The organism is Rhodococcus sp. As11 (assembly GCF_048957735.1).
Classification (GTDB): domain Bacteria; phylum Actinomycetota; class Actinomycetes; order Mycobacteriales; family Mycobacteriaceae; genus Rhodococcus; species Rhodococcus gordoniae.
In genome coordinates this window covers 27,001-37,475 of the sequence record NZ_JARDJE010000031.1, presented here as the reverse complement: position 1 = coordinate 37,475, position 10,475 = coordinate 27,001, and the positions used below count along the sequence as shown (strand labels likewise).

Below are 10,475 nucleotides of genomic sequence, written 5' to 3'. Positions count from 1 at the left end.
ACCAGAAAAGCACCCGAAAAGCACCAACAAAACATCGAAAAATCATCAAAACAGATGTAAACTAGAGGCATGAACAACAACGAGAACGGCCCCGTTACCCGCCTCAACACCGCCCAGTTCATCGAAGGCATCCCCGCCTTCGTCGGCATGGTCCCGAACGAATCCCTCGTCATCGCCCTGTTCGATCCCCAGGGAACGACCGGCCCCTTCGCCCGCCTCGACCACGACAACGCCACCGCCGTTGTCGCTCTCGACAAGCTCATGGCCGCCGCCGAGTCCGCCGACTTCAACGCCACCATCGCCGCACTCGTCAGCATCCACCCCAACGGCGACACCGCAGAGGAAACCCTTCTCGCCGCCACCCGCCACGCCTACACGCTCGGTCTGGCCGTGCCCATCGCCGCCGTCCTGCCCGAGTACACCGCCGGTGAGACCTTCTTCAACTTCCCCAGCGCCGAATCCGGCGAACTCGGCGACATCCTCGCGAGCACCGTTGCTGTCCTCGGAGTCATCGACGGCCGCGCACCCATTGCCCCCAGCCGCGACGCGCTCGCCGCCGAACTCGCACCCGCCGAAGACCTCGGAGTGTTGTTCGAGCGCCAGTGGGACGCGCGCCAGGCCCGCGCCCAGGCTCCCGAAATCACCGACGCCGCGAACCTCGAGACGCTGCGCGACGCGATCGAAGCACCCCGCGAGCTGACCTATCCCGAAGCCGTCGCCGTCGCGATCACCCTCACCGACAACCCCCGCGCCCGCGACGTGGCCCTGTACTTCTCCCGCAACGTCGCCGCCGTCGCCATCCTGACCGACGCCGCCCGCAAGACCTCCGGCTACGCCCGCTTTACGATCCTGTCCGTCCTCGCCGCCGTCGCCTACGCACACGGCTACGGAGTCCGCGCCGCCGTCGCCCTCGACGCCATCGAGAACGGAGTAGCCCACGAGACCCAGATCCCCAAGCTCGCGCTTCTCATCCGCCAAGTCGTCGACCACGGCCTGCACGCCAAGGGAGTGCAAGAAGTCCTCGAGGCCGGTCGAAACGTCCTCCCCGAATTCGGATTCACCCCCGAGGACTGACAAACACACCACGAGGCCCCGCACCGACCGGTGCGGGGCCTCGCCCTATCTCCAACTCACCAACGAACCCGCCCGCACCTTCCGCAGCGCGCAGGGCCGAGCTCAGGGCATCGAGCCCCTTCGCCCGACTTCTCCCGCAGCTCGCGCACGGATCCGCGCCACCGCGCCGGGACAACACCCAACCGCAGTGCAACAACCGTGCATCGTCACGGTGCGATTCAGGCGAGCCGTCAGAGAATGTCCGGCTTATCCGAGAAGCAGATGTCGATGCTGCGAGTACGGGGTACGTCCAACACCGGTATGCCAGCGACCGCCGCATCGAGGGCCAGGTCCGAAATCGGCATCACCTCGAGCACGGCACCGAGCAAGGCCGCTTCCGCTTCACTTCGCTGCATAAGAACCCCTAACGTCTCCGAAACCGCCCCGACTCGCGTGCAACGGTCAACTCTCATCATCGAATATCCACCGTGGCCGAACCAACCGCCTCGACACATCAGAAGACGATCGCCTGCCAACTACCACAGCGTTCCTTGCGCCCCGTCGTACAGGGCTGTCTCGATCGCGTGCTGATCCCAGCCATATCGCAAGACCGCCTCGCGCACCGCTCGTGAGCGTCGAGCACGTTCAGCACGGTCGGCGCCGAACCACAACCGCCGGCCCCCGCCGCGACCCTTACGCCCCATGTCCGCCATGTTCTCAGCGGCCGACGCGAGCACCACATGGGCAGCGAAGGCATCACCATCGCCCGTGTTGACGCACAGCGGGTTGTCACAACGCCGGTGCATCGCCACTTCGTTGTCCTCGAGGCCACGTTCCAGCTCCACAGCGAGCGCGTAACGGTGCGGTCGGACCACGATCTGATGACCGTCTCGAGCTATCCAGAATCGTCCGTAGCCGTCGTCACCGAGTGCACCGACCCAGAGGTGACAGGAATCCAAGTCCGGTCCGTACACCACGCGTTGGAAGAAGCGAGTCCGTTCGATCTCGTCTTCTGGCGCCCACCGCACAGTGGCTCCGTCTCTGACCTCGCGCCGCTGCTTGCTGCCCGATCAGGAGCCGGAAGCAGCTACAGGCACCTCGGGCGTCGGTTCGTTCGCCTCACTGCCGCCCTCGCTCGATCCTTGTGCGGGAGGCGTCGAGTCGTTGTTCTCTTCGGCCAGCTTCACCAACCGGCGCACCATCGCCACGTCGAGATCGACGAGTTCGGAGATCGAGGTCGCGGTCTCGCCACGTCCAGCAACCTGCGCCAGCGACCTGCCCGCCGCGAGTTCGGCCGCAGCCTTCTTCTTTTCGAACTCCTCGTTCGCCTTGGCGATCGCTGCATCACGACGAACAGCGGCCTTGTCCACCTTCTCCAGCGACGCCAACGCGCGCTCGAGGTCGCGTTGGTTGTCGCTTATCCGCTTGAGCAATTCAGCGCGCCGTTCCGACAGCTTCGACCGTGCCTGACTGCGTGCCGAGATCACCTTGGTCTCGTTGTGCACCGCATCCCCCGAACCACTCACTGCGACACCCTTCCCTTCTACAACAACTCACGCCGAGTCTAAACCAGCAGCCCGACCAACCTCGTCGCTTCGCCGGAGCGGTCTGCGACCGCCGGCCATACCGATCTACATCGCACCGTATCCGGGCACCAGCAACAGAAGGAAGGGGACACACCTCTTGCAGTTTTACTGACATTCGGGAATCTCGCTTCCAACCTGCACGTTCGTACCGCTAAGATCGATCCCGTGATGACCCTCCACGTCCTGCACGCAGCGGACGGCTACGAGTACCTGACACGTCAGGTCGCCACAGCCGACCGCGAGCGTGAACGTGGAGCAGAACTGACCGATTACTACACCGCACACGGCACACCCCCCGGCGAATGGTTCGGCTCAGGTGTCGACGGTTTGAACGACCTTCTCGACGACATCCACGTCGCGAACGCCGACCGGATCTCGGTCGGAGATGTCGTCACCGAGGCGCAAATGAAGGCTTTGTTCGGCGAAGGTCTCCATCCGAATGCCGACGCCATGATCGCCGAACTCATCGATCGAGGCGTCCCCTCCGAGGACGCAATCCGGCTCGCTCGACTCGGGCGAAAGTTCCCGACCTTCAAGAACAACGTCGAGCTGTTCGACCGACACGCGGCCGAAATCGCCGAGTACACCGATACCCACGGACACGCCCCGAGCCCGGAGGAATCCGCTGCGATCCTCGACCGCATCGCCGGAGGAATGTTCCAAGACAAGCACGGCCGGCCAGTCGCGAACGAGGCCGAATTGCGGAACTGGATCGCCCACGAGAAGGGCAAAGTCCGACACCCGGTAGCCGGCCACGACCTGGTTTTCACACCACCCAAAAGCGTGTCGAGCCTGTGGGCACTGGCACCGAACGAGACGCGCATCGAGATCGAGCGAATCGTCGATGCCACGGTGAAAGACACCCTCCGGTGGCTCGAAGAGAACGCCTGCTTCACTCGCGTTGGCCGCAACGGCGAGGAACAGATCGACACCAACGGTTTCGTCGCGACCCTCTACAAGCACTTCGATTCCCGCTGCGGGGACCCCAACCTGCACACCCACGCCGTCGTGTCGATCAAGACCCAGGCCGCCGAAGACGGCAAGTGGCGAGCCGTCGACGGATCGACAATGTTCCGCTTCGCCGTCGCCGCCTCGCAGCGATTCAACGCCGAAGTGATGCAGCGCCTGAGCACCGAACTCGGCCTCGAGCTGACCCACCGCGAGATCGAGCAGGGCAAGCAACCCGTCGTCGAACTGGCCGCCATTCCCCGCGACATGCTCGAGATGTTCAGCTCCCGCCGCAGCGCAATCGAGGCCCGCCGCGACGAACTCGTGGCCGAGTACCGCGCCAAGTACCAGCGGATGCCTGACGCCAAGACGATGTATCAGCTCTATCAACAAGCAACCCTCGACACCCGTGAAGGCAAGGCCGACGCGAAATCACTCGCCGAGATGCGCGCAGAATGGCGCGAGAAGGCCGCCGAAATCCTCGGCGGCAACGAGGCCGTCGACCAGCTCGTCCGCGACGCCTTCGCCGCCGATCACGCCCCGAGGCCACAGCGCCGCAGCCTCGACGACGACGCCCGAGCCGTGATCACCAAGCTCGAATCCAAGCGCTCGCGCTGGCAACTGCCACACATCGTCTCCGCAGTCCAGGCCCACCTCGGCGGTGAGACGTTCCCCGACCTCGACACCTACCGGACGGAAGTCGATCGACTCACCAGCCGGGTCGTGGAGTTGTCGGTCACCACCCCACGCGTCGAGCTGCCCGCGATCCCGAGGCATCTGCGCCGACGTAACGGCGACTTCGTTCTGTCCCACCACGGCAGCCACAAACACAGCTCTCAGCGCATCCTCGACGCCGAAACGATACTGGTATCGGCCACCAGCGAACCCACCGTCTTCACCGCTCGCACCGCCCCGATCCACGAGGTGTACGAGACGATGCGCGCCGAAACCGGGCGCAACCTCAACGCCGGCCAGCGCACCTTGACCGAGCACTTCCTGCAATCCGGGGCACTGCTGGCCGTCGGTGTCGGACCCGCAGGAACCGGCAAGACCACCAGCATGAAAGCCGTCGTGCAGGCATGGCAGAACGAAGGCCGGGGCGTCATAGCCCTCGCACCCTCCGCAGTCGCCGCCGAAACACTCGGCGAAGAAGTCGGCGTCACCGGCCTGACCCTGGCCTCCCTGACCTACCCCTGGCGCGGTCTCGTCGGCAGTCGCCCCGGCACACTTCCGGCCGGCATCGACATCGCACCGGGCACGATGCTGCTCGTCGACGAAGCATCCCTTGCCTCCACCCTCGACCTCGCCGCCGTCGTCGAGATCGCCAAGGAACGTGGCGCAGTCGTCCGCCTACTCGGTGACCCGGCCCAGCTCGACGCTGTGGAAACCGGCGGAATGCTGCGCTATCTGGCGCAGAACACCGACGCTCCCGAACTCGACACCGTGGTCCGATTCGGCAACGACACCGCCCAAGCCGAAAACTCGATGCTGCTGCGATCCGGTGACTCCACCGGCCTGGACCTGATCTACGAACGCGACCTCGTGCGCGAAGGAACGCGCGAAGAAATGATCGGCCAGGCCGTCGAGAACTACCTCCACGACCTCGCCGACGGCAAAGAATCCATCGTCATGCTGCCCACCCGCGAGGACGTCACGGCAGCGAACACCCAAGTCCAGGCCGTACGCCGCCACGACGGAACCAGCGACGAATCCACCACCGTCGCTCTCGCCGAGGAACTCACCGCAGGCCGCGGCGACATCGTGCTCACCCGCAGCAACCGCCGCGATCTGAACCCCTCCGGCGGAAAGAAAGCCGGAGCGTTCGTGCGAAACGGCGACCTATGGGAAGTGCTCGATGTCGTCTCCGAACGCGGCGCACTGACCGTCCGGCACCTCGAACACGGCGGCGTCATCACCCTGCCGGCCGACTACATCAGCACCCACGTACAACTCGGCTACGCCTCCACCGTGCACCGCGCCCAGGGCGTCACCGTCGACACCGCCCACGCCATCATCACCCCCGAGATGGACCGCTCCGGGCTGTATGTGGCCGTCACCCGCGCCCGCACCGACAACCGGATCTACGTCCCGGTCGACGTGCCCGTCAACCTCGACACCGAGCGCCCGCACCTCGAAGACAAGAACGTCTCCACCGGCCGGATGATCCTCGAAACCGTCGTCGCCACCGACAACGGCCACCGCACCGCCACCGAAGAACTCGCCGAACAAGCCGCCCACGCCACCGACCCGGAACGGCTGCGCGAGGCATATCTGGCCGCCCAACGCCGCCTCCGCGACGACGCACTCGAGACCGAGATGCGCCGCACCCTCCCCGAACACATCGCCGCCACAATCGAAGGCACCGAAGGATGGGCACAGCTCCGCCAGGTCCTCGCCGATGCCCACGACCACGGCCACAGCACCCGCACACTCCTCGGACACGCCCTTGCCGAAGGCCCCCTCGCCGGAGCGAAAGACATCGGAGCGGTCCTCGCCCACCGCACCCGCGCCATCGTCGGCCAGTTCACCGAACACCCGACATTGCCGCCGCTACCGATCCGCGACCCGCTCCACACCGACGCGGACATGCACGACTTCGCGGTCGAATGCGCCCGCCGCTACACCGAGACCACCGACCGCGCCGCGGCCGCAGACACCGGCATCGGCGAGGTCATCCGCCGCTACCGCGACACCTCCGCACTGCTCGAAACACAGAGAGTTCGCACCCTCGCCACTGCTGCACTCGGAGAAGAACTCGGTGCCCGCATCGCCGAAGAATCCTCCGCACGACTGCTCGCCCGCCAGCTCCACCGCGCCGCCCAAGCCGGGGTCGACCCGATCAACCTGCTCACCTGGCACCACGAACGCCTGGCCGAAAACGGCGTCGACACCACCGCGGCCGCGCTGCGCTCCGACATGGCCAAGCCCCTGACCGAGCTGATCGCCCGCCGCAACACCGCATGGCTCACCGAGCACGAAGAGACCATCGCCGAGCACCTGCCCACGCTCGCGTTGCAGACCGACGACGAACGCGCCCAAGCCATCGCCGGACGCATCGAACATCTCCACCGCCTCACCGGAGCGAGCATCGAGGAAGTCGTGGCCGATCTGGCAGAGCGGGCCGGAGCCACCGCCCCAGCGACCATGCTCCTCACCGAACTCGACCGCATCGCCGCCGACGGCCGAGACCTCACGAACCCCGACGCACCCGAATGGGTCGTCGCACCCGTGTCCGACGCCGACACCATCGACCCCGAACTCGCCGCCACGATCCGCGAGGACTACCAGACCATCGCCGAGCTCCACCGCGACTACCGCGACCAGCTCACCGACGACACCGCACCGATCTGGGCGCACGCGAGCCTCGGCGCCTGCCCCGACGATCCCGAACACACTGTCCTGTGGCGGGCCACCATCGCAGACGCCGCCGCCTACCGCAGTGCCCATCACATCACCGATAAAGACACCTTCGCCGGAGGCCGCCCCAAGGACCGCCGCGCCGCACTCGACTGGACACACATCGAACGCCAACATTCCAAGCTGCGCGAACAGCAGGAACATCACGAACCCGAGCATCGCAGGCCCGGCATGGAAGCAGAGCCACGCCCCGACTTCGGGCATGGTAAGGAAAGAAGCTGGCGCGTCTAACCCGATCTAACGTCATTCGTTCCCATCGGCTTGGGGAGAAATGGAATCACTTTCCGTTTGATGGACCGAGTTCATGCGCTCCTGAAATCGCCGTATGTCGGCCATCGCTTCATCGTGGTGTTGTTGGTCTCTAGGTGACCTGCGGAGGTGACGTACTCCCGCCTCCCGATCCTTTACTCGATCGACATAACCTTGAACAGCCCACCAAATTCGGGGTTCCTCCTCAGGTCCGGGTGCACCGGTGGGACCGTATACGCGAGTGCCTTCGACCTGGCGCATATTCCAGATCAGTTCGAGCTCCGGCACGATGTCCTCGATAAGATGAGCGTCGGCCGGGTCCAGGTGATGGTGGAACGGGTATTCATCCGGCCCCCACACATCTCGCGGAACGTCGACCTCATACCCGATTTCTCGGGCAAGCCTCGGCGGCAGCGCGGCCGTAAGTAGCTGAACGCGAAGGCGATTTCCCGGGCCAGTCGGATCTACCTTGTACTGGGCGTACGCGTCCCCGAGCTGGAGAATCAGCGAGCGGAGTTCACGCCGGTACTCCCGATCGATGTCTTCTTCTCTGTGCTTGCGAGCATCCTTTGCTTGCTGATCCTTCCCCCGGTCTACGGCTTCTGATGCAGACGGGTAAATCACTTCAGTCCATGTCTTCTTCTCAGTTTCACCTTCCGGAATCCATTCGAAGGTGGCTTGGACGCCCCCGCCTCCCCAGGTAGTCACCATGTCCACTGCCCGTGACTGTCCAGGAGCAATGGAGACAGGGTCGTCGACTCCTACGAACTTGACATGGGCAAAGTCGTCGCTATTGACGACCTCCACTTGCGTTGCCGCGACCGTTCCGGCATTACGGAGTACATGTCTGTACGGGATGGGGTGAGGGTCTAGGACCAATCTGTGACGTCGCCGAACCTCTTGGGCAGCAGCGAGAGCGGCATTCTGTTGAGCCGCGTCGGCCGAACGCTTTGATTGTTGGCGGGAAAGCATCGCGACCACGACCGAAGCGATAGCAACTGCTCGCGTTATCCATTCGCCTAAAGACGCAGTTCCTGCGGCAATGAACAGTGCGATCAGGAGGGTTCCTGCGAAGCAAAGACCAGCCCCCCATGCGTACTGCTCCACGTTCCACTTCTTGGCCAACTCCTTAAGACACTTCACCAGGTCAGGTAAGCCGAAGAGACCTCCCACCGCAAACATTCACCCGTCAGAATTCAAGCCGTTGCCAGTCCGCAGTCTCGTTGGGAGCAATTGCTATGAACTCGGTTCCGCCACCCTTAGAGATTGCGCGGATAGGTGCAGACGCAGACGGCTGTGACATGAGAGTGGATGCTCGCTGATAGGGTTTCAGGCATGTCCGGCGCTTCGTGCTCGGCCGCGTGCGCGGCAGTGACCTGGTCGTCCCGCTAGCGGCGGGACGACCAGCTCATAGCAACACTTTCATCTGGCACGTCCAGCCGCTTCGTGAACCAGTCCGGAGCGGCCCTGTGTGCTGCTCGGTAACTCTTCAGAGCGACGGAGCACCCGATGTTTTCAGGCATTTCCTCTACTTCTCGCGGGCACAGTTCCGCCCCGGTACGCGCATGGCTCGTGTTGTGCGCCATGTCTATGCTGCAGTTCTTTATCGCGGTCGACGTGACCGTGGTCAACATCGCGTTGCCTGCGATCGGTGCGGACTACGGCGTCGACGGCCACTCCCTGACCTGGGTCGTGGTCGGCTACACGATTACCGGTGGCGGGCTGCTGATGCTCGGCGGTCGACTGGGCGACCTGCTGGGCCGCCGCCGCACCCTCCTGGCAGGCACAATCCTGTTCGGCGCGGCGTCCCTGCTGGCAGGACTGGCCCCCTCATTCCCGATATTGGTCGCAGCTCGTCTCCTGCAGGGGGCCGGTGAGGCAGTCGCGCTGCCCGCGGCGATGGCGACCATCGTGCTGCTGTTCCCCGAGGGTCCGCGCCGCTCGCGCGCGCTGAGCGTGTGGGCGGCCGTGGCCAGCTGCGGTCTGGTCGTCGGGTTCGCCCTGTCCGGGATCATTACTGCCCACCTGGGATGGCGTTGGATTTTCCTCATCTCGGTGCCGTTCATCCTGATCGTGATCGTGGCTGCACTCTTCCTGGTTCCGGCCGACCGCTCCGCACCCAGGAGACAGGTTCGGTTGGACCTACCCGGCGCGCTCCTGCTGACGGCGTGCCCGCTGCTGTTCGTCTACGCCGTGGTCGAGGCCGGCGGACCCGGCACGAGTCCGTGGCTGAGCATGGCCGCGGTGGCCGGTGCGGCAGCAGCCGCCATCGGGTTCGTGAAGGTCGAGGCGAGGTCGCCGAACCCCATGGTCCCGTTGGCGTTCTTCGCCGACCGCTCCCGGGTGCGGGCGAACCTGACCACCATGCTGCTCAGCGGAGCGCTGTCGACCTCGTTCCTGTTGTTCACCTTCTATCTGCAGGACCGGCTCGGCATCGGGCCGCTCGGGGCAGGATTGACGATGCTGCCGCTGGCGGTGGCACTGATCGCGGCGTCGATGCTCGTGCCGCACCTGCTCGAGCGCTGGGGTGCGCGTGCGTGTGTGATGATCGGGCTCGTCTGCGCCGCAGGCGCGATGGTCGCGGTCGCTGTCGCCGCTGTCCTCGGTGGTGGGGCGGCATGGTTGTTCCCGGCGATGCTGCTGATCGCGGCGGGTATGGGTTTCGGTCTCGTCGGCCTGCAGTACATCGCGGTCAGTGGGAGCACGGACGATGACGCCGGGATCGCCTCGGGCGTCCAGCGCGCCGCCGACCAGCTCGGCGGCGCGACCGGTGTGGCCGTTTACGTGGGAATCGGGTTCGCTCCGGCCCTGCACGCTGGTGATCCGTTCCTCGTTGCTGCGGTCCTGGCGATCGCAGGACTGGTCCTCGGCGCGGTGGTCATCGGCCGGTCTCCGGGTGCTGCCCCGGCCGACGCATAGATCGGACACCACGACGCTCGCCCCTGTCGCAGTTGCACCTCTGCCGCAGGGGTGGGCGCGCCTGTTCCCTCTGCTGACAACACACAGAAGACGCCGTGCCTGTCCTCCCCAACTTCATCACCGACCCGTTGTGGGCCAGTTCCAAGCGCTGCTTCCCGAACGCACCACAGGTGGGACATACGACCCGCCCACAGCCTTTGACTCACGCCTTATCCGCGCGATCTCTTAGTGATCTCAATTTGATCGTGGTGGCCGGCCCTCGGTACCTGAGCGGGCACTTCCAACGACCGGCCACCACACCGA

7 protein-coding genes are annotated in these 10,475 nt (G+C 65.1%); 3 read left to right on the top strand and 4 right to left on the bottom strand.

The window, feature by feature from the left end; genetic code table 11:
- The first annotated feature begins 69 nt into the window (after positions 1-69).
- Positions 70-1,074, top strand: coding sequence for a DUF4192 family protein (locus tag PV766_RS23065; protein WP_421097998.1), 1,005 nt, complete (start codon positions 70-72; stop codon positions 1,072-1,074).
- Positions 1,075-1,304: 230 nt separating this feature from the next.
- Here the strand turns inward: PV766_RS23065 and PV766_RS23060 are convergent, their stop codons facing one another.
- The 3 genes from PV766_RS23060 to PV766_RS23050 all read right to left on the bottom strand — a co-directional run bounded on the left by PV766_RS23060 (position 1,305) and on the right by PV766_RS23050 (position 2,540).
- Complete coding sequence (locus PV766_RS23060; protein WP_155621909.1) at positions 1,305-1,469, bottom strand: hypothetical protein; 165 nt, start codon at positions 1,467-1,469, stop codon at positions 1,305-1,307.
- 120 nt (positions 1,470-1,589) lie between these two features.
- The gene (locus PV766_RS23055) at positions 1,590-1,898 is read right to left on the bottom strand and encodes a hypothetical protein (RefSeq protein ID WP_248846309.1); all 309 of its coding nucleotides are present in this window, start codon (positions 1,896-1,898) and stop codon (positions 1,590-1,592) included.
- 225 nt (positions 1,899-2,123) lie between these two features.
- Positions 2,124-2,540, bottom strand: coding sequence for a hypothetical protein (locus tag PV766_RS23050; protein WP_421097997.1), 417 nt, complete (start codon positions 2,538-2,540; stop codon positions 2,124-2,126).
- A gap of 267 nt (positions 2,541-2,807) precedes the next feature.
- Here PV766_RS23050 and mobF point away from each other — a divergent pair, with 267 nt between their 5' ends.
- The gene (mobF, locus tag PV766_RS23045) at positions 2,808-7,235 is read left to right on the top strand and encodes a MobF family relaxase (protein ID WP_421097999.1); all 4,428 of its coding nucleotides are present in this window, start codon (positions 2,808-2,810) and stop codon (positions 7,233-7,235) included.
- A gap of 12 nt (positions 7,236-7,247) precedes the next feature.
- Here the strand turns inward: mobF and PV766_RS23040 are convergent, their stop codons facing one another.
- Entirely contained in the window at positions 7,248-8,360 is a 1,113-nt protein-coding gene (locus PV766_RS23040) for a hypothetical protein (RefSeq protein ID WP_145964745.1), read from the bottom strand.
- Between the two features lie 483 nt (positions 8,361-8,843).
- Here PV766_RS23040 and PV766_RS23035 point away from each other — a divergent pair, with 483 nt between their 5' ends.
- On the top strand, positions 8,844-10,172 hold the full coding sequence (locus tag PV766_RS23035; protein ID WP_421097996.1) for an MFS transporter: 1,329 nt from the start codon (positions 8,844-8,846) through the stop codon (positions 10,170-10,172).
- The last annotated feature ends 303 nt before the right edge of the window (positions 10,173-10,475 follow it).

What these genes read in the sequence shown, in the direction of transcription:
- mobF (WP_421097999.1), top strand. Translation starts at nt 2,808, where the DNA reads ATGACCCTCCACGTCCTGCACGCAGCGGACGGCTACGAGTACCTGACA.
- PV766_RS23060 (WP_155621909.1), bottom strand. Translation starts at nt 1,469, where the DNA reads ATGCAGCGAAGTGAAGCGGAAGCGGCCTTGCTCGGTGCCGTGCTCGAG.
- PV766_RS23035 (WP_421097996.1), top strand. Translation starts at nt 8,844, where the DNA reads ATGCTGCAGTTCTTTATCGCGGTCGACGTGACCGTGGTCAACATCGCG.
- PV766_RS23065 (WP_421097998.1), top strand. Translation starts at nt 70, where the DNA reads ATGAACAACAACGAGAACGGCCCCGTTACCCGCCTCAACACCGCCCAG.